Source organism: Legionella massiliensis (genome assembly GCF_000756815.1).
In the GTDB taxonomy this organism is placed as follows: domain Bacteria; phylum Pseudomonadota; class Gammaproteobacteria; order Legionellales; family Legionellaceae; genus Tatlockia; species Tatlockia massiliensis.
This window is the reverse complement of record NZ_CCVW01000003.1, coordinates 1-20,975: the sequence shown is the minus strand read 5'-3', so window position 1 is coordinate 20,975 and position 20,975 is coordinate 1. Positions and strand designations below refer to the sequence as shown.

The window sequence follows — 20,975 nt, the reverse complement described above, 5'->3', positions numbered from 1 at the left end:
AGGGAAAAACGAGGGAAGTTCTTTAAGAGGATATTATGATCGGAGAAGAATTCAGCCGTCCCTTACTTCAGTGGTTCGATAGCAATGGCCGAAAAGACTTGCCCTGGCAACATCCGCGTAGCGCTTATCGAGTATGGATATCAGAAATCATGCTCCAACAGACCCAGGTTAAAACTGTTATCCCTTACTTTAATCAATTCCTTCTAAGCTTTCCTAATATCCAACAGCTTGCCCATGCTCATGAAGATAAGGTCTTAGCGCACTGGTCAGGACTTGGCTATTACAGCCGAGCCCGTAATTTGCATCAAACTGCGAAAATTATTTGTGAGATCTATCAGGGCGAATTTCCATCGCAACTGACAGCGCTTATAGACCTGCCAGGAATTGGACCATCTACAGCCGCTGCAATCGCTTCTCAAGCTTTTGGACAGGCAACCCCAATACTTGATGGCAATGTTAAACGTGTACTTTGTCGATATTTTCTTGTCGATGGCTGGCCTGAACAATCCGCTGTTAAAAACAAACTGTGGCGTCTAGCGCAACAATGCATGCCAGGTGAACGCTGCGCCGATTACACCCAAGCTATTATGGATTTGGGCGCAACCTGCTGTACCTCAAGAAATCCAGATTGCTCGCATTGCCCCTTGCAGCATAACTGCCTAGCTAAGCAACAGGACAAAGTAAGACTCTATCCTCATAAAAAAGCCAAGAAAACTCTTCCAATCAAACAGCAGCAATTTTTATTACTGCACAATATGGAAAATAAAATCTATTTGGAGAAAAGACCGCCAAGCGGTATATGGGGAGGCCTCTGGTGTATGCCAGCGATAGAAATGGATTGCTGTCCAAAGGAATATATTGCAGCAACTTACACCTGGAAAAGCTTAGAGCAACAAGAGCTGCTTACCATGCGCCACAGCTTTAGTCATTTTCATCTGGATATCAACGCTTATGCCTTGAAAATTAACAGCAACAGCAATCATCTTGCCGAATCCTCAGGAAATTGGTTTACGGCAGCAGAAATTCGCGAGCTAGGCCTTGCTAAGCCTGTGAGCGATATTATTAATCACTATCTAACTCAGCCTCAAGCTCATCCTCATTTTGACGATTGTTAATTGTCATGAGAATCAATAGCACTGCAGCTAGCAACAATAAACAGATTTCACCAATATACAACTTGGTAACCGGCGTATCTTTCCATTGGGCCAAGATGTAATAAAACAAAATGATAATGGCTCCTGACATTGAATTAAACAAGGATTGTACCCTGCCCTGATAATCAAGATCTGTCATTTCCTGAGCCAAGGTGGTTAACAGCGCCCAGGATGAGAATGAAAAACCAATAAAGAAATGGTAAAAAATAGCCCACATGACATTTTCTGTATGACTAAATAAATAAAAGGCGATTATTCCCGTCAGCACTTGCCCGAAAATGACGCGAGTTAAAGAGAAGCGATCTGCCAACCAGGGGCTTAAGAAACCACCAGCAACAATACCTAAAGAAAGCATTGCCTCAAGCCAGCCAAATTGTGCAACTGAACTATGTAAAACGACCTTTGCAAAGGGAGCCAGTAAGACTGGAGCGGTCATATAACAGATGAAAAATAATCCCTGAACCAAATAAATCAGCAAAATCGGTATCCGTTTAATAATATAACGACCACCCTGCACAAATTGCTGCATAAAGGATTCTTTATTTTGCTGGTCAGCCTTAGCAGATTGATAAGGTATCAGCCATATTAGGGCTGTTGCTGCAACATAGCAAAGTGCATTAATGACAAAACAGGTTGCAAAAGAGGTGCTGGCAAGTATCAATCCTGCCCCCCCCATTCCTGCAACAGCGCCTATTTCATAAGCCGTATCAACCATCGCGTTTGCGTAGAGTAGATCATCATTATCAGTGACAATCTCGCGAACAAAGGTCATTGCAGTTGGAATATAGGCGGCCAAAACCGTACCGAGAATTGTTGCTAACACGTAAATTGCCAAGGGGCTAATTTGATTATGATAGGCAATCAGGGCAAAACCCAATAAACAGATAGCCCGCAAGCTATTAGTAAAGAGCATCAAAAATTTGCGATTACAGCGATCTGAGACAACCCCTAAAAATGGGCCGAATAATACATTAGGCAGCCAAAAACATGCCATTAAGATAGCAGTAGAAACTACAGATGTATCAAAACGCATCAATACCCAAATCATTATGATGTAGGTCAGGCCGTTACCAAACATGGCTAAGGCACAGCTTAGAGTGAAATGTCTAAACGCTGCGTTATTGAAAAGATAATATTGTTTAGAGAACATAGTAACCGAGCATTATACTTATTTATAGTCATTTTGTAAATAATTTGAGCACAAAAAAACTCTATTAATTATTGAGTTAAATACCAAATCAAGTATTATCATTTGCTTATAATTATTGAGTACACGCCATTATGGTCATATTTATTCTTATTTTAAGTCTAATTGCCTTACTATGGTCCGCGAATCATTTAGTCAGCGGCGCCTCTGGTGTCGGCCAGCATTATAGACTCCCACCCTTGGTTACAGGCTTAACTTTGGTAGCCTTAGGCACCTCAGCCCCAGAAATCATGATCGCAATCAGTGCTTCACTAGAAGGCTTGACTGATATAGCTATTGGTAATGCCATAGGTACCAATATCGCTAATATTGGTTTAGTACTTGGGTTAACTGCCCTATTGAAACCCTTAAAAATGCATTCAACCCTGATGCGTCGTGAATTTCCTTTGCTTTTTCTGGTTATGCTTTTTACCTACTCAATAATGCTCAATGGTTATCTCGGTATTTTAGATGGCTGTCTTTTTTTATTAGCCTGTGTTGCTCTGATACTTTATTTTATTTTCACCACTCGACAACATCGTCCTCAAAGGCAGCTAGCACTAAAATTTCAGCAAGCAAGTCTTGGTAAACGCTCCTTTGCCCTTCATGTAGTTAGTCTTCTTATTGGTCTTATCGTGCTTCCAATTAGCGCTAGATATTTAGTTAATTCCTGTGTTGCCGTTGGTCATTGGCTTGGTATCAGCGATTTAATGATGGGACTTACCGTCGTTGCTATAGGAACCTGTTTACCCGAGCTAGTCACTTCAATAGTTGCTGCGGTCAAAGGAGCAGATGACATAGCTGTAGGAAATATTCTTGGCTCAAACATGTTTAATCTGCTGGCTGTTATGATTTTTCCAAGCCTTATCCACCCAGCGCCTATTAGCCATGCTGTTTTATGGCGTGATATCCCAGTAATGTTTGCAACTACTCTTATTCTTTTATGGATTAACTACCATAACAAAAGGCGAATTGCCCGCTGGCATGGCGGAATACTCGTGCTAGTCTATTTTTGCTATATGATATCGCTGATTATTAGCGCTCGTGTTTAGTAATAGGTCAGCCCCCACCCCAGTATTGAATTCCCGCGGTTAAGTCGCAGGAATTCGGGATAAGGGTAACCTATTACCGTGTTTAAAGAATGCATCCAGGCTACGATCGTAATTGGTCACCCCTGTCATCCTGATCGTAGCGAAGGATCTCCGGGATTAGCACTGTGCCTCATTTAGGAGATCCTTCGCTGCGCTCAGGATGACGTGCTATGTTAGGGTGACAGACTGACCTATTACAGTACGGTGTAAGTGCCGTTAAACCCTCATCCGCCCTGCGGGCAGCTTCTCCAAGGGATTTTATTGAGAGATATTTACTCACGAGATGATTGGTAGATTAAGGGATCGAAAGGATCTCTCGTAACTGTTCTCGGTCTACGTTTTAAAATTTTCAAGGCCTGAATCGCATCAGGTTGCCCCGCTACTGCTGCTCGCTTAATCCAGTACCTAGCTTGTTTTCTGTCTTCAATAACACCGTGCCCATAATAATACATATAACCTACAGCGTACTCTGCATCAGGTTGTCCTTTATCCGCTTCGGGCTTTAAACGAATGAAAGCCTGACGATAATGCTGTGCACGGAAACAGATAATTCCCTCAGTTAAATTTGCCCGATTTATACAAGCAGTTTCACTCAAAGTTAAAGCAATTAACAAAATCAGCTGCAAAACAAAACGCATAAAGGTTATTCCTTAATTAAAGGCTGATCGGGAGGATCGAAGATTAATTCATTTTTCGGCAAACTTAAACTCTCCAGAGACCCATTGTGCAAAACTACCACTCCCTCTGGTGAAATGCGTTTGATAACTGCACCACCAGGTAAGGTATCACCAATAACAAAATATTCTTCCTTACCATCACTTATCTGAAGTACAACCTGAGAATCTTTTTCTTCACCTGAAAACATTATCCCGACTATTTTCACATCAAGCATAGATTGCTTTATCTCTGCCTCGGACAGATTGACTGGAACATAATCGCCAAAAAGAGCGGTAGTAAACAGCGGAGAATTGGGGCGAATTGGCTCTTGTTTACTGACAGCAAGCGGTTGAGTATTGGTTATAATTTGGTCTTTTGCTTTAAAACTAGAGATTATTTCCCCAATAAATCCCAAAAAAGCCACAACTAAAACAATAGAGGCGGCCAATTTTTTCGGATCTTGAAAATCAATTATGGATAACTTACTTTGGTTCATTGCTAATTTTGCCTAAATAACTAGGCCTATTTTCACCGTAAAATTAAGAGCTATGCAAGAATGAACGAAAAATATTTTGCTTATCATAGTTTTCCTTCAATCCCAACCAATCCTGATAAAGAGAGCCGAAATGTTTCTGCCAATAATTTGCTTTTAAATTTTTCCCTATATAGCCAGAAAGATAACGCTTTCCTCCCTGTTTTAAAAATTTTTCATCTAAGGCCTCTATCACTTGTAGGCAAGAAGGTACAAAAACTGGATTGATTCCCGGATTCAAAATCATCAATTCATAAACATCATTGACTTCTGGAAGCATAAAAAAACCAGTTTGCTGCAGATTTGCCAAGGGTACAACCTGCAAGAGAGAAACATAATGGATTGGCAGTTCAGCCAATAATTCATCAAGATTTTCACTTAACATTGACTTCGTCATAAAGCATTCGTACCAAGGATGTACAAGGTCCCATTGCCCTGTCAGTTTCATCACTTCAAAACGGGGGTCATGGCGGTGAAGATAGGAATGAATTGATTCATCTTGACTATGTATGATCTGCCATGGGTGCACTCCAGGGAAAACATCAGCAAATTCTGGGGGATTATTTTCATATTCAACCGAAGCATGGATTGCAAAAAGCCATTGTGCAAAGGGTAATCGCTTTCCGGTAACTAATTTGGTTCCTTGGATCGAAGGTGAGCAAAAAGCTTCGATATAATCTGCTTTTCTCTTTATTTCCTCCAAATCATTCAACCAACTTGCTTTATCAAGATATACCAGAAAAAAGGTTCTTACCTGCTTTAAACAGGGTCGTAATTTGATGCAGGCTTTAGAAATAACAGCAAAACGCCCCTGCCCTGAAAGACAGGCTTTGAACAAAGGAGATTGTTCATCAACTATCTCAGTCTTACCATTCGCTAAAATAACCTCTAAGGCCTTCACATGTGCGCTGATAGGGCCAAATTTAAAGGAAGATGCGCCAATACCTGCCGCAGACAAAACGCCTCCTACAGATAAATTGCAGTTATAGGGAAGAACCTTAGGAGTCTGCCCTGTTTTTAAAGAGACCGCGAGTAAATCAGCCCAAGAGCTATTCGTTTCAACCCAGATTGCTTCTGGCTCTTTATCGAGCACCTGATTTAATTGCTCTAAATGCAAACTAAGACCGCCAGCAACAGGAAGTGCTTGACCGCTTTGACTTAAGCCTTTTCCTCTTATAGTAACGGGTAATTTATTTTGGCTAGCATAAGCAAGAATTGTTTGAATTTTTTCATTCGACTGAGGGATACATGCAGCAGCGGGATTGGATTGCACTAGTTTGCCAAAATCACGGGAATAAGAAACAAGCGTATGCTCATCGCTGAGCATCGCTTGTCCCGATTCTTTCTCACACTGCTTTATCTGCTGCGTAGACCAGAGAGTTTGCTGCATTTTGTTCATTCCTTTGTTTTGCAAGTTCTAATCTGCTATTACATGCAATAATCAGTCCATCAAACATCTTGTTAAACGCATCATAACATCTGTCTATCATCTTTAATGCATCACGGCGAACGTTGACAGGCACTTGCATTTCGAACAGTTTACGCTCCATTTCGCCCTCGAATAAAGCATGGGCTAGTTCAACATCAAGATGGTTAGATGAGAAATATTTGAGATTTTGATCTTCACCAGCCTTTTTGACTTGTTTTACCACTTTTTCGAAGAACACATGTCCAGAGGATTCAAGTGTTAGTAATAAAGCGATATTTAAGATCTCATCATCAGTTTTATAAATCTCAGACATAATTGAATAAGCTGCATCTCTGGTAACTTGTGATTCCTTACTATAAAGCCAAGCCACATCATCTTTACAGCAGGATTTGTCAGCACTTAGGCCACCCATGTATTTTTTGTCTTGTAAAAACCATTTTTCATGACCGGCATCTTCAAGACGATGGTGGCGAGCAACTTTTTTCAAGTAGGGGTCGCTAACTCTTTCTTCATTCAATCGTAAGATATCTTGGAAAGTCATTGCCCAAAAGGTTAGCTCTGGGACAAAGTAGCCAATTTCTTCTAAACTATCTAGATGAGAAAGTACTTCAAAGAATGGATGATTCATAAATTCTTGTTGTTTTGAGTCGATATAAGATTGTATAGTTTTCATGATAGTAGCCTCCGAGGCTTTATTTCAAATGGACACTTTAGGTATTGCACCCTTTGTGCCAAAATTTTAACCACCTTGGCTTGTTTTAGCCCTTATTTGTCAGCTAATTTTCATTTTCCACAGGGGAAAACCTCGGAAAGCGCCAAAAAAATGTCTCCGATCCCAGCTTAAATGACAAAATATTGACCAAGAAGAGCCCTATAAATCAATGCCTTTGTTCTATAGGACTCAAATCCGCCAATTTTTTGTCGTACTCGACCATTAAATCATCAACTTCATTCCAATCTATCTCATCGACTGACCTCACATTTGAACAAATTTCACTCAAAAGTGCTGCTTGCACTACCCCGTGAGCCTTTGCCTCAGAGTAAGGGGTATTAGTAAACATCACCAAAACATGCTTGGAAACGTAGCGATCTGGATATCGATGCATTAATTCCTGCTCGATATCTTTCTTTAAATTAAACTTCGGATCTCTTATATCACTTTGAATTTCATGATAATTATCCATAGACATCTCAGAAACCGCATCAGTGTTGACCTTGCGCGACTTGAAAAAAGCAGGCATCACCTCTTGCCAATTATCATCATATTGATCCAAAAGCGCATTGAGCACCCGACAATCTTCAAAGGCGCTATTCATTCCCTGACCAAAAAAAGGCACAACCCCATGAGCGGCATCACCAATGAGTAAACATTGATCCTGGTAATACCAGGGAGAACATTTAATAGTGCTTAGGTTACCTATGGGATGATGCATGAATTCATTAATCAGATCGGGCATTGCCTCATAAGCATCAGTGAATCGATTTTTGAAAAACGCATGAATAGATGCTTCATTATTAAGCTCTGCGAAACTATTCTTCCCTTCGTTAGCTAGAAACAAGGTTCCCGTTATTGAATTGTCTCGATTAGGATTGCCTAGGAGCATAAAAGAATCTCGCGGCCAGAGGTGTAAATGCTCCGCCTTGAAATCTTGCGTATGATTTCTGGAAATAGAAAGTTCTTTATAGCCATGAGGTAAAAACTGGCGAGTAGCGCTTATCAATTGTTCTTTTACCAGCGTTTCACGAACATTAGAACCCGCCCCATCAGCGCCTATTAGCAAGTCATAGGCCTTAGTAAGGTGGCTACCATCCTTAGCTGCAAAATGTAACAACTTGTTGTGCACATCAACTGCAATTAATTTAGTCTCAAAATTTAACTGGATTTCCGACGTCGCTTCTGCCTTATTCAGCAATAACCTATTGAGTTCACTGCGCAAAATAGCGTTTATATACTCATCTTTATGGCGCCCAAAAGCCTGATACTGGATTTGACCATCGAGTAAATGAATAGCTCTAGCTCTCATAGGAACCATAATTTTCTCAACATCGGGCATAAGCCCCATACCAGCTAGTCCTGTTATCCCTCGACAGGACAGAGCAAGATTAATTGAACGCCCGTTATCATTCTTTTCTGCTCTGATATCTGGTCTGGATTCAAATAGTTCCACCTCATAGCCACGTCTGGCCATGTAAAGTGATAATAAGGTACCCGCTAAACCGGAACCAATAATGGTCATGCTCTTCATCGTTTCTTCTCCGTTGCCCTCTTCTAAACCATAGGACTAGCCCTGGCCGAAGCTTGATTCATTCATCTAAGACGTGCCTTCCCTAACAACCATAAACATCTTTCACAATGCCCCATAATAATGAGATTATGCAAGAGGTCTATTACATTCTTTTACGGCAACTGTATAAAACTATATTAACTAGTCATCAAATCATAATGAACTCCCTTTAACTCCTTCTTATTTACAGTTTTCCTGTGCTGTTATAGTGACCCGAGCAAAAATCGTACCGAGTCGCTCAGGGTATAGGTTTCTGACGTTAAGGGATTAGCTAGAATTATTAAGGGAAAGGTAAACTGGGTTTAGAAACCCTCATCCGCCCTTCGGGCACCCTCTCTCTGAAAGGGAGAAGGGATTCTTGTGCGGCCGAAGGGCAGATAAGCGGTTGTAGGTTCTAAGTTTTTCTTCAATGTTTGCCCCCAAAGACTGGGGCCCTTAGGATTTAACAAGCAGCAGCGGCTGTTTGATGAAGCTGTAATGCCTCTTCCGAAACGATATTTGGCCTGTATGAGTTAAATAACAGGGAATATCTGCATTGAGAAGCTCGTGGCAATTTTACCTCTAGCGTATCTAAAGCGTTTTCTTTGTCTTCAGAAACCTGTTGTGTAAGCTGTTTGAACGCTTCAAACTGCTCTTTAAAATCAGCAAAACCAGCTAAAAATCTATCAGAAAATTGGCAGCTTTCTTGTAACTTTGAAATTTTAGTTAATTCAGCTTCGACCTCAACAAACTTCGGATCAGTAGGATCGGCTTTGAGCTTTGTCAAGGTAGTAAACTCTATTCTGAGCTTATATAAACCAGCACTAAGCGTTCTTTCTAAGCTATTCATCTTGGCTTGCATGAAATCAATTGATTGCAGATGATTAATCAGCTCATTCCCTTGTTTTACCAGGTTGCTATTTTTCTCATTGGTTAAAAAGCCTTGTATCTCTTCAACATAGGCTTCTACCTCACGCTTTAACGGCTCTACAAGCTGCTTTTCCTGTTCCCAATCGATGACACAACTCTCATCCATTTGAAAGAGTTCTTGATTTTTTGCTCTTAGATAGGCAGAGATATCATTAACTAGCGGAGAGTGATTCAATTCATGAATCAACTCCTGAAGCATCACCTGACGCATAACTGGCTGGGAATTAGTAGAGCTCTTAACCGTTTTGCCGAGTTTAATAATTTTTGCTACTTGCAAACTATTACCTGCAGGTTCTAATTGTTGGCTCCGTTGGTATGCTTTTTCAGAGTCATACTCAGGACCAGGATTGTCAAGCAGGTCTCGCAACAGACTATTTAAATTTACATCCCTACTTCCAGATATAACGGTATTAGCGCGTTCTTTTTGTAACTTAGTAAAGACACGCATAATTTTTCTACCACCCCCTGTTCGCTCGGCCATCTCGCTCCGCTTAGCCTCATCATCCTCTAGGGACGAAACAGAAACATTACCATCGTGGAGGAAAGTCATATCGCGTTGAAACATCGGCAAGGCAGGAATAACAGCCTGTTGGGCATTAAAAATCGGTTTTAGGGCTTGCGGAACAAGAACAACTTCAGAAAGTTTTGCTAAGGTTTCTTGTGATTCTTTGGATAAACCACCCATTGTTTTATTTAAACGCGAAATTTCAACGCGTGAAAAGGCTAATAAGATTGCCATGCAGCCATTATAATCTTTGTGTACTTCAAAAAGGGAACTCGCTACCCCAATCCAGCGCTCAGCAGTAATCGTTCTTTCTTCAACAGATGAGCCTCGTAATATATCCCTGCTGGCAAGATCAGCTAGATTATTATGATGAGTCGAGTTAGCTAGAAGTGTCTCTGAGTTTTTGTAAGCCCAAGGGGATAGTAAGTCAGATTCTTTGATATTTAAAAATAACTCCTGATCAATTTCTGCAATAGTGTTGGCAGAAGCATCAATAATTTGTTTATTAAACTCTTTCACTCTCGCAGCAAAGGAAGAACTCGACTTTACCTTGCTTTTTATTAGGGGATTGCAGAGAAACTCATTGTATTCTTTTATAGTCAATGAGGCTGCCTTATATTTTTCTACTAGTTTATTAAGAATCTGAACAGGATCTTTAGATGCCTTTATTTCTTCTTTTTGAGCATTGATTTGCTGAAACATCGATTTGCAATCAGGATTAGCTTCTGTAAAGCGGGCGTTAAACTCCTCACTAAACTCTTCAAATCTTCTTAGGCTTCTTCGAGGGAGATTCTTGGCATTGTCTTTTAAAGTCGCATGAATTTTTTGTATCTCTTCATAGAGTTTTTTTAATGCCAAATGTTCCTTTCGCACACGTGCCCGAACTAGCTCTAAATCCCCAAACTCAAAAGTTTCAGGAAGTTGTGCATTAAGATATTGCTGGAGGCTTTCATATTTTTTCAGATATTCATTCTGATGTTCTGTAAGGACATCTATGTATTTTTGTCTCAGCGCTTTATTCATGCGGGTACCTCCTAGTTTATTGTTTTTTTATTCTATAGTAAGACAAAAAAATGAACTCTAAAAGCGATTTTATAACTCCTTGATATTGCGGAAGAATAAATCTGGATAAAGCCCTTATTTGAGCATCTAAGATTGGTTGCTAAAATTTACTTGGTTAAAAATAAAGCATCTGGGTGAAAGGCTTGGAGACGGCCTAAAGGCCTCTTCAACTTAAGAGTCCATAGTCTGGATGCAGCGAAGTGGGCAGGTAATGGTCACTAACATAGCCCGTCATCCCGAACATAGTGAGGGCTCTCCGGGATTAGCACAGTGCTACACTCAGGAGATGTCTCTCTGCGTTCGACATGACGTACGTCTTCGGGAGCGCCCAGCCCCTTTGGGGCAAACATCGATAAAGACCTCGTCATCCCGAACATAGTGAGGGATCTCCGGGATTAGCACAGTGCTACACTCAGGAGATGTCTCTCTGCGTTCGACATGACGTACGTCTTTGGGGGCACCCAGCCCCTTTGGGGCAAACATCGATAAAGACCTCGTCATCCCGAACATAGTGAGGGATCTCCGGGATTAGCACAGTGCCTCATTCAGGAGATCCTTCGCTGCGCTCTGGATGACGGAATGGAGAGAGGTATTATTTCTTGTCTTTCTCTGAATATTCTTCCAGGAACTTATTTAATTCAGAGGGTATATTAGGTGGTTTAAAATAATAGCCTTGAGCATAATCACAGCCATGTTTGAGAATAAACTCCCTTTGCAACTCTGTTTCAACGCCTTCTGCCAAAACCTCCAAATTCAGACTATGGCCTAGATTAATAATCGCTCTGGCAATTGCTGCATCATTTTCCTTGTTAACCAGCTCGCAAATAAAAGAGCGATCTATTTTTAATTTATCAACGGGAAATTGTTTTAAGTAAGAGAGGCTGGAATAACCCGTTCCAAAGTCATCTATGACCAGCCTTGTTCCCATATCTTTTAATTTATACATCGTATCTACTGCATGCTCGAGATCGTCAACTAAGAGACTTTCAGTAAGCTCTAATTCAAGATATTTGGGCGGTAATCCCGTTTTCTTCAATACCTCAGCAACCACATCAGTCAGGTTCTTTTGCCTAAATTGTCGACCAGACAAATTGACCGCCATGCTTAGCCCTTTATAACCTTGTTCATGCCAGATTATCGCTTGTTTACAGGCTTCTTCCATGACCCATTGTCCAATCTCGATAATCAAACCATTCTCTTCGGCCACACCAATAAATTCGACGGGAGATACCTGACCCAATAATTGACTATTCCATCTAATTAATGCTTCAAAGCCCACTACAATATTTTTTCTCAAATCAACAAGTGGTTGATAAACAAGATAAAACTCGTGTTTTTTCAGGGCATCACGCAGAGCACTATCCAATTGCATACGGTTGATAATGCGGCGATTCATTTCCTGTTCAAAAACACGATAATTATTACGACCACTATCTTTGGCATGATACATAGATAAGTCAGCACTTTTCATGAGTGACTCATAATCAGTACCGTCTTTAGGATAATAGCTAATACCAATACTGCCAGTAATCTTCAAACTATGCTGGTCGACTTGAAAGGGTTTCTCGATAAGATGCAAAATCTCTTGTGCCATTTGCTGGGCCTGCATCTCTGAGCTTAATTCAGGTAAGAGAATAACAAACTCATCGCCCCCTAGCCTTGCCACCGTATCGAAGTCATTAGTTGCAATCAGTAAACGGTTAGACACAGCCTGCAATAGCTTGTCACCAATACTGTGTCCAAGAGTATCATTGGTCATTTTAAAACGGTCAAGGTCTAAAAACAGAAAGGCAAGCAAGGTATTTTTTTTCTTAGCTTGTAAAATGGCCTGTTCAACCCGGTCCATCAGAAGAACGCGATTTGGAAGTTCCGTTAATGAGTCATGGGTTGCCTGTCTGACTAACTGTTTCTCCATTTCACGGCGCTCAGTAATGTCATTGATAATACAGACATAGTGTCTTACACGACCAAAGGAATCATTAACCGGCGCAACACTCAATTCACACCAAAACATTTCGCCACTACGACGGTAGCACTCCAACTCCACCACCTCTTCGCGCTGCTCTCTGATTGCCAGGTTGACACGTTTTTGATTGACTTGATCGGTTTTCGCGCCTTGCAAATGCGCTATATTTTGCCCAAGAGCATGTTTCTCTGAATAGCCAGTAATGCGTTCAAAGGCTTTATTAACATAAATTATGGGCTGATTGGGTTTGGTGATATCGACTATTGCGACACCATGAGTGCTTGCCTCAACAGCTCGTTCACGAATACGTAACTCATCTTCTGACATCATCCGTTGAGTCACATCGCGAAAACTATAGACACGCCCCACAATTTCCTTACCGACTCGTTGCGGTTGAGTATAACGTTCAAAAATACGACCATCTTTAAAATGCAGAACAGGTAAATTACCCTGCCATTCAGGATTTTCATAGAGGTATTGCACATCAGCGATAACGGCTGCAGGATTACTTAACTGATCGAGAATATAATCAAAGCTGATACTTTCAGTGCCTATTTCAAGCATATGAGAGGGAATTCGCCACATTTCAACAAATTTCTGATTCCAGTCAACGACCTGTCCTTTACCATTAACCATCATGATGCCATCAGCAGTCGATTCCAAGGTTGCCCTTAATAAGGATAATGACTTTTCTAATTCAATATTTTTTTCAAAGGCCCCACTACTCTCTATTTTAAAATTTTCAGAGAGCGGCGCATTGATTTTACGTTGAAACTCTGGCTGGGTTTGATACCATTTTTCAAGTAATGATGAAAGTTGTGGGGGAGAAGACAAAATGCCCAGTTCCTCACAAATATTCGTTAAGGAAGGATCTTTGCCGCGTTTTTTCACTGATTCTGCTGCTAAGGCAACCTTATTGTAGTTAAGCTCCTGTCTACTCATTAATTCCTCACTGCAATTGACCTTTATTGAAGGCAATTTATTATTCTAACTTCCTGAATACAACAAAGTTCATTAAGATTATTATATACTGCTTCCACAAATTTTGCCTGTTGACTCAAATTCAGATTACTCATAAGGAATTTTTCAATGCATAAAACTCACTTTGATACCCGCGCAATCCACGCTGGCCAGGAGCCTGATCCAAGCACCGGTGCTGTTATGACGCCAATTTATGCAACCTCCACCTACCGCCAAACAGCTCCGGGTGTTCATCAAGGTTATGAATACTCACGTACACATAATCCAACCCGCGACGCTTATGAAGCCTGTGTGGCCAGCCTCGAATCAGGATTGCGAGGATTTGCTTTTGCCTCTGGTATGGCCGCCATCAATACTGTGACAGATTTACTTAACTCAGGTGATCACGTTATCGCAATGGATGATCTCTATGGTGGTACCTTTAGACTATTCGATAAGGTAAAAACCCGAACTTCCAAGCTATCATTTTCCTTTGTTGACATGACTAATCTAGCTAATATCGAAGCAGCAATTCGCCCAGAGACACGCATGATCTGGCTGGAAACTCCTTCAAACCCCATGTTAAAGCTGGCAAATTTGCGTGAAATTGCAGCCCTTGCCAAACGTCATAAACTGATTACTGTTGCAGACAACACCTTTGCAACCCCATGGATACAGCGTCCAATAGAATTGGGTTTTGATATTGTTTTACATTCTGCAACCAAATATTTAAATGGCCACTCCGATGTCATTTCTGGTGTTGTAGTCGTTGGTGATAATCCTGACCTGGCTGAAAGGCTGGCCTTCTTACACAACTCCTGTGGTGGTGTGGCAAGTCCCTTTGACAGTTTTCTTGTGCTGCGTAGTTTAAAAACCTTATCTTTGCGCATGCAACGCCATTGTGAAAATGCAACAGAGCTGGCGCATTGGCTGGAACAGCATCCTAAAGTCGAAAAAGTCATTTACCCAGGCCTTGCAAGCCATCCGCAGCATCAACTGGCTAGAGAGCAGATGCATGAATTTGGTGGTATGATTTCTATGGTGATCAAAGGGGATTTGCAGGATGCCAAACGCTTTTTATCCGGCTGCGAACTCTTTACTCTCGCAGAAAGTTTAGGTGGGGTGGAGAGCTTGATTGAGCACCCAGCTATTATGACTCATGCTTCAATTCCCCCAGAAAAACGGAAAGAACTTGGAATTTTGGATGGTTTTATTCGACTCTCAGTTGGAATTGAGCATATTGACGATCTAAAAGCTGACCTGAATAATGCCTTAACGAATAAATAACGTCAGTTATGGAGTTGAAATTAATGTCTCATGGCAGAAAAAATCGAGGCCAGATACATGGCCTCTTAGCAATCATAGCCTTAACCCTTACTACTACCCTTTGTTTTATACCTATTCTTTTCATTGGGATCTTAAAACTACTACCTAATATCCGTTGGCAAGCACGTTGCACCCAATGGGTCGATGTAATTGCCTCTGCCTGGACGAGTGCCAATAATGTTTATATTGATCGTACTCAACAAATTAAATGGGAAATTAGTGGTCTTGAGAGTTTAAGTCGGAAAAACTGGTATCTCATCATAGCAAACCACCAAAGCTGGCTAGATATTGTTATCTTACAACGACTATTTAATCGTAAAATTCCTACCTTAAAATTTTTCATTAAAGATCAATTAAAGTGGGTCCCCCTCCTAGGCTTTTCCTGGTGGGCAATGGGTTGTCCTTTTATGAAACGATATTCGAAGGATTATCTGGCTAAAAATCCTCATAAAAAAGGCAAGGATTTACAAGCCACACGTAAGGCAATTCGACTCTTTCAACATACACCAGCGGCAGTAATAAATTTTGTTGAAGGTACGCGTTATAGCCCGCAAAAAAACCGGCATCAAAAATCGCCCTATCAACATCTGCTAAAACCCAAGGCAGGGGGAATAAGCTTCGTAATCTCAGCGATGGGCGAGCAATTCACTAGCTTGCTCGATGTAACGATTATTTACTCCAATAAACATCATTCTCTTTGGGATTTTTTGTGTAAGCGAGTTGAAAAAATTCAGGTTCATATCCGCCAATTGCCAATTCCGAATCAATTTACCAATTCAGCCTTAATTGATGATGAGCAAACTCAATCTGAATTCAGGGATTGGTTAAATAGTAATTGGCTAGAAAAGGATAAGCTTATTGCTAGTACTATTTCACAGGGAAAAAGAGAGCTAACCTCTTAATCAAAACCGTTCGGGCTGAGCAACTCAGCCCCTTTAGGGCGAGAACTTCGAACCAGCGCCCCCCTTCGCCTAAATTCGCATTCCATTACCGAATACCCCATGCCAATTTTTCCTGCCAACTTAAGAATAATTTCATATTACATATATACATTTAACCGCTGTAGTTAAATCCCAGTCCCTATACAAAAACTACTTATATGTCATTGTCTTATGCAAATTGGTATTTGTCGGATAATTATGTTCTTTTATTTTACATAAGCATTATATTTGATCCTTGAGATCGTAAGGAACCAATGTGTCTAAAAATAGTCTGTTTAATGTAGTAAAACGAATAATGAGTGATGATCCACATAGTGTCCCAAAGAGCATCACCTTAAAAAATCTGTCTCATCAACAGGGCAAACCGTACTATTTATTTGAAATACCAGTAGAAGGAACTATCTTCAAAAGTGTTTTTAAAAAAAATGCATGCCGCTCTTAGTAAAAAAGACGAAGCCCCAACAGAAGAACTCCATAAAGCAGCTACTCCCCCAAAACAAGCTTTAGAACCCGAAGCTGTTCAGGCACAACGATCAAGCAAAAAAGATGTAGCAACAATTGTTCAATCACAACCTGAACTAAAAAAGGAAGATCGAGGGCTTAGCTCTCCTTTACAGAAAATTGAGCAGGGATTAGAAGATTGTAAAACTCTCAGACATGAGGAGAGGACAAAGTCTATAAGTCAACTTTATTCGGACTTAACCCAGCTTGAAAGTGAATTGGACTTCGGTTACCGCAACGCCTCTGTCGAGAATTTAATGCTACTGAAAAAATTGAAAACAGAGTTGGAGAGTGAAGGAAAGAGATTACTCCAATCAGCATTTTTGACGGAGAATTTCAAAGAAGCAACACAATTAAAAAGCTTTAATAACGTTTTATCGAACTCGATCATTGACTTTGCTTTATCGAAAAATAAACCCAAATTACTTGAATTTTTAATGGCTAACGGTATCGCTAGAAGTGATTATGAGCACTTTGAAATTCAAAAGTCTCATTATTCTTCGATGATTGATTTTTGCTTCAAAGAGCATACAGCAGAAAACTCTAAAATGGATTTGTTGTTGGTATTAATAAAAAATGGCTGCTCATTAATGCAGTTAGATAGTCAAAGCAATCTGCCATTTATAGCAATTCTACTCATGCAACCTGACCATCCCTTAAGAGAGGTGTTGCGGCGAGATGAATCTAACCTATTCCATAATGCTATTTTTTATCGAAAACTAAATAAGGTGCTGCATCTATTATTATCTCAACCTAATTGTTCTGCTGAGAGAAAAGAGAAAATTGAAGCTTTAATTCAATCAAATTTGCATACTATTCGTGATCTTGAAGTAGTGAAGTCAGTGTCAATTTCCCCTGCATTTTCAAAGCAAATTTCTGAGTTTCAAGAGCAGGCAAAGGAGGGCTTTGATAAACAACTAATACACCAGCTTAAAGCAGACCCTGACATTCAAAAGAAGAACGCCTTACTTCAATCTAAGACAGAGATATATATTAAAAAACTTCCACTAAACCAACGAAGGGCAATTAAAGAACAAACTAGTATTAACATGGATGCGTTACTAAAAGGTAGCCTTTATGATATTTCAGGTTATAACTATGGTGATTTAAAAGAATTAGTTTTGAAACAATGTATAAAAAGCATTGGGCTCATCGAATTAGGAGAGAGGTTACTGGAAGTTCAAAATGAGCGGAAGAAACCAAACTCTCGAAAGAAAGCACAAAAACTGGAGAAAGAGGAACGCGAGATAATTTCTGAAATTAATTCTTTGAGTCCTAATTTCCTGCTTAACTTGCAAGAGAAATTGCATTCACTTTTGGGGGTAATGAATAAAACACTTAGTATGCTGAATATGGCAAGACCCTTCTTTGCTTCTGCAAATAATAATTCACTCCCGACTCTAGCTCATGCAGAGCAGGCGGAAGAGCTCATCTCTAATGAACTAAATCTATTCAAGCCTAATTAAACCCTCATTCATATAGAAACCATCACAAGGAAGTGATTACTTATTTTACAATCATCTGGTTTCAACCTAATAGGCTTTACTCCTAACCCTCTCCTTTTTGTCTGCCCGAGGTGCTCGTTTTGGTATTTTGCGAAATTCCAGATTGGAATTAGCTACGCGCAAGTTTCAACCAGAATTAATCTTGTGCTAATTGCCCCAACCATATACTGAGCATGAATGAAACAAAACTATAGGGGCTTCATCATGTCATTTGAAAAAAACGAATCAAACTATGTGAAACTGTCTTCAGGCCTTACAGCCATGAAAGAGCGAACCGGTAAGACAATATTAACGGTTCACATCGCTGGAACTGGGGGTGTAGCTGAGTCCAATTTTCCTACTAAGTTAGCCATTACTGGCTATGCGAATAATCAACCTAATTTGCCCGTTCTTTTATTGCATGGCGTTGGTTCGCAGGGAGATGGTTATGTTCCTCCAGTAATGATGGATACCAATACTTTGGATGTTAAACCAAAAAAAGTAAAAGAACGGCTCTGGGATGTGGCAGTTTCTAAGCCAGATGCTGTTATTGGCTTAACTTCAGCTTCTGCTTTGGTTGGTGGAGTAGCCTTAGGTTCCGGTAAAGAGGCGCATATTGAGCGCATGATCAATCTATTAAAGGCGCTTGATGAAGATGGAAATTTACCTGAAGAAATAATTCTATCGGGTCATAGCCGAGGAGCTGTTGCTGATCATGAAATGAGCAACCGAATTTATGCAGAATTTGGTGACCGCATAAAACTCCATTTTATTGTGACAGATCCCGTACCTGGTCCTTTCCATGATAGTCATATTTATGAAAGAATAATTCCGCCTAATACAGCCTCCTACACAGTATTCTATGCTCCTAATGAGGGAAGAACATTATTCAACGCTAATGACTTAAATAAACTGGTCTTTACTAACCCATTAACAACCATTACAGCCTACGCTGTACCTGAAACTGAACATATATCTATTACAGGAGTTCGGCCAATTCAGTATGCTGCTTATCTCCTGATTAGCGCTATCCATGGAGAAGAGCGAGATTTTGTAGAAAGTGATAGCTTTAATCAGCAAATCCAAGCGGTCCGTCACAATTTTGGAGAGATTAAAGGTGAGGGAGCTCGTACTAAATCTAAATTTGATCATCGTACGCCAGTTAATTCGGACAATCCCGAGCTTGCAAATGCAATTCATAAAACAAGAGAAATGTTTGAAAAGGGATATGTGCGAGCTGATCATCAAAAAACCTCTTCTTTTCTTTGTCCAAATATCGAAACCAAGGCTACGCGTGAGGGCTTATTAAGAGAAACTTGGGTTTCAGAAACAAACAAAATTAAAGAGGCGAACAAAGGCATGCATAAAAAACATTCCTTCTTTGGAGGTTTTTCATCAGCTTCTTCGATATCAACTCCAGATTATAGTGATGAGCTAAAACCTATGTTCCCTGCTGTTTTGTTAGAAATAAAGATTGATGCTTACCAACAAGTCAAAGCCATACAAGCAGAAATTTTTAAAGATGCTAAATCGGGCAAAGAAGGAGATCATACTCAATTTTGTAAACGCTCTAAAAACTCGGGCTATGTTACAGAAACTCAAATGGGGATCTTAGATGTTATTCGTAAAACTTACGAACAATCGAAGCAAAATCCTCTTTCACCTTTGTGGAAAGATGCGCTAGAGAAAATTGAAAGAATAGAGGCAAAATCTGAGCAAAGAGTGGTTATGAGATAAGAGAGTCAACCACCCTCATCCGCCCGGGCACCTTCTCCCTAAAAGGGAGAAGGGATCAACGGTCCCGCTTTTTCCCTTCGCCCCTCAGGGGAGAAGGTGCCCGAAGGGCGGATGAGGGGTTTAGTACCTATTAGGGATTCAATACCGCAACCGGCTCGCTGTAAACCTCAATTAAATCATCAAGACAACTAATCTCATCAACCTGCAATTTATCTGCTAAAGCCATTCCGTTTTGCCAGATATGTTCGTTAATTAAATCTCTAAGAGTACCCTGGTTTAAAGCCGCAATATCTGTAGAGCTGAAAGTCACCTTAACCCCTTGGAGCGCTTTAATCAGTTTTTCTACGGCATTTAATTTATCAGCCTTGCTAAATTTGAAGAGATTAAAAATAAACCATCCATAGTACTCCTCCCCTTCTTTTCGTTCCTTATGATAGTCTTCAAGCGCTCTGATAAGTGTGCTTATTGGGTCACGTTGGTTAAGGAAATCTATCAGTTGATCAACAGAGGTCAACTCTGTCTTAGAACCTAATTCTTTCTGTAATTCTTTAGCGTTTTTGTTTAGGAAATTCTCAATAGTAGTACACAACTTACCATTATTTAATGCAGAACGATCAGCATCAGAAATGAAGCGATCAGAAAATAAAACCGCTTTAACAAAATGGCTTGCCGCAGCTAATTTGTCAGTTTTATTGAATTGTAAGAAAGAGAGGTAATGATAGGTGTATTCTTTTGCAGCACGCTCTGATTCATAGCCATTAACCGCCTTAATAAGAACAGAGCTCACTTTTATCGATGGTTCTACATAGCGGCGTCCTTTACCCTTAGCTACTTCTCTTGTTTCTGCTGTAGACACTGTTGGTCTGCTTTGTTCTTGATGAGTAGCTTGGCCAGGTGCTGCAAGTTCTTCACGACGGCGTTGCTCTTCAAGCTCGCGTTGTTGCCTTTGCTCAGCCTCAAGTGCTTCACGACGACGTTGCTCTTCAAGCTCGCGCTGTTGTCGTTGCTCAGCCTCAAGTGCTTCACGACGGCGTTGCTCTTCAAGCTCGCGCTGTTGCCGTTGCTTAGCCTCAAGTGTTTCACGACGGCGTTGCTCTTCAAGCTCGCGCTGTTGCTGTTGCTTAGCCTCAAGTGCTTCACGACGGCGTTGCTCTTCAAGCTCGCGCTGTTGCTGTTGCTTAGCCTCAAGTGCTTCACGACGACGTTGCTCTTCAAGCTCGCGCTGTTGTCGTTGCTCAGCCTCAAGTGCT

Annotated in this window: 15 protein-coding genes; 6 read left to right on the top strand and 9 right to left on the bottom strand. The window is 40.6% G+C overall.

Annotated elements, in window-relative coordinates; translation table 11 throughout:
* The first annotated feature begins 35 nt into the window (after positions 1-35).
* A complete protein-coding gene (mutY, locus tag BN1094_RS11755) occupies positions 36-1,115 on the top strand; it encodes an A/G-specific adenine glycosylase (RefSeq protein ID WP_043874668.1) in 1,080 nt (359 codons plus the stop codon).
* Here mutY and BN1094_RS11750 read toward each other — a convergent pair.
* A complete protein-coding gene (locus tag BN1094_RS11750; RefSeq protein WP_043874667.1) occupies positions 1,063-2,304 on the bottom strand; it encodes an MFS transporter in 1,242 nt (413 codons plus the stop codon). The two genes, mutY and BN1094_RS11750, sit on opposite strands and share 53 nt — an antisense overlap.
* Positions 2,305-2,435: 131 nt before the next feature.
* Here BN1094_RS11750 and BN1094_RS11745 point away from each other — a divergent pair, with 131 nt between their 5' ends.
* Positions 2,436-3,392, top strand: coding sequence for a calcium/sodium antiporter (locus BN1094_RS11745; protein WP_043874666.1), 957 nt, complete (start codon positions 2,436-2,438; stop codon positions 3,390-3,392).
* 311 nt (positions 3,393-3,703) lie between these two features.
* Here BN1094_RS11745 and BN1094_RS11740 read toward each other — a convergent pair whose 3' ends face one another.
* The 7 genes from BN1094_RS11740 to BN1094_RS11710 form a co-directional block, all read right to left on the bottom strand.
* Positions 3,704-4,069: a tetratricopeptide repeat protein gene (locus BN1094_RS11740; protein WP_043874665.1), complete on the bottom strand. Its 366-nt coding sequence runs from the start codon at positions 4,067-4,069 to the stop codon at positions 3,704-3,706.
* Between the two features lie 5 nt (positions 4,070-4,074).
* Positions 4,075-4,584, bottom strand: a complete 510-nt coding sequence (locus BN1094_RS18890; RefSeq protein WP_052403267.1) for a type II secretion system protein N — start codon at positions 4,582-4,584, stop codon at positions 4,075-4,077.
* 43 nt (positions 4,585-4,627) lie between these two features.
* On the bottom strand, positions 4,628-6,010 hold the full coding sequence (locus tag BN1094_RS11730) for an FAD-binding oxidoreductase (RefSeq protein WP_043874664.1): 1,383 nt from the start codon (positions 6,008-6,010) through the stop codon (positions 4,628-4,630).
* Positions 5,967-6,722, bottom strand: a complete 756-nt coding sequence (locus tag BN1094_RS11725) for a hypothetical protein (RefSeq protein ID WP_043874663.1) — start codon at positions 6,720-6,722, stop codon at positions 5,967-5,969. The genes BN1094_RS11730 and BN1094_RS11725 overlap by 44 nt, the downstream gene beginning before the upstream one ends.
* Positions 6,723-6,927: 205 nt before the next feature.
* Complete coding sequence (locus tag BN1094_RS11720) at positions 6,928-8,295, bottom strand: FAD-dependent oxidoreductase (protein WP_043874662.1); 1,368 nt, start codon at positions 8,293-8,295, stop codon at positions 6,928-6,930.
* A gap of 481 nt (positions 8,296-8,776) precedes the next feature.
* Complete coding sequence (locus BN1094_RS11715; RefSeq protein ID WP_043874661.1) at positions 8,777-10,771, bottom strand: RasGEF domain-containing protein; 1,995 nt, start codon at positions 10,769-10,771, stop codon at positions 8,777-8,779.
* A 631-nt stretch (positions 10,772-11,402) separates the two neighbouring features.
* A complete protein-coding gene (locus BN1094_RS11710; protein ID WP_043874660.1) occupies positions 11,403-13,718 on the bottom strand; it encodes an EAL domain-containing protein in 2,316 nt (771 codons plus the stop codon).
* A 147-nt stretch (positions 13,719-13,865) separates the two neighbouring features.
* Here BN1094_RS11710 and BN1094_RS11705 point away from each other — a divergent pair, with 147 nt between their 5' ends.
* The 4 genes from BN1094_RS11705 (at position 13,866) to BN1094_RS11690 (ending at position 19,725) form a co-directional block, all read left to right on the top strand.
* Positions 13,866-15,023, top strand: coding sequence for a trans-sulfuration enzyme family protein (locus tag BN1094_RS11705; protein ID WP_043874659.1), 1,158 nt, complete (start codon positions 13,866-13,868; stop codon positions 15,021-15,023).
* A gap of 23 nt (positions 15,024-15,046) precedes the next feature.
* Positions 15,047-15,964 (top strand): acyltransferase, encoded by a 918-nt coding sequence (locus BN1094_RS11700; RefSeq protein ID WP_043874658.1) that lies wholly within the window; start codon positions 15,047-15,049, stop codon positions 15,962-15,964.
* A 449-nt stretch (positions 15,965-16,413) separates the two neighbouring features.
* Entirely contained in the window at positions 16,414-17,970 is a 1,557-nt protein-coding gene (locus BN1094_RS11695; protein WP_043874657.1) for a hypothetical protein, read from the top strand.
* A gap of 243 nt (positions 17,971-18,213) precedes the next feature.
* Positions 18,214-19,725, top strand: coding sequence for a hypothetical protein (locus tag BN1094_RS11690; RefSeq protein ID WP_043874656.1), 1,512 nt, complete (start codon positions 18,214-18,216; stop codon positions 19,723-19,725).
* Between the two features lie 130 nt (positions 19,726-19,855).
* Here the strand turns inward: BN1094_RS11690 and BN1094_RS19880 are convergent.
* A partial coding sequence (locus tag BN1094_RS19880) for a hypothetical protein (RefSeq protein WP_218054619.1) occupies positions 19,856-20,975 on the bottom strand: 1,120 nt, incomplete at its 5' end.